Consider the following 239-nt stretch of genomic DNA (forward strand, 5'->3'; position numbering starts at 1 on the left):
CGTATATGTCGTAACCGATTGCCTCATCGTCGACCGGCTCTGCGGTGGCATTCTCGGGGGCAACCTTGTCCTGTTTAGCTTCAGCTTCTCGCTTGTCAGCTGCCGCCTTCTGCTCAGCTTTTGCCTTCTTCTTAGCGGCGCGGTTGCGAGCTTTTTTCTCGGCTTTGACGGCGTGGTTCTTCTTGCGCTCCTGACGGCGCTCCGCGCGCCCCTGACGCGACTCTTCGGACCTCAAACGT

Annotated in this window: 1 protein-coding gene; it reads right to left on the reverse strand. The window is 59.0% G+C overall.

Annotated features, from left to right (window positions below):
- The coding region (locus tag AC0IW9_RS31870) for a hypothetical protein (RefSeq protein WP_471652281.1) at positions 1-239 on the reverse strand (239 nt) is incomplete at both ends.

This window comes from Belnapia sp. AC561 (assembly GCF_979252845.1).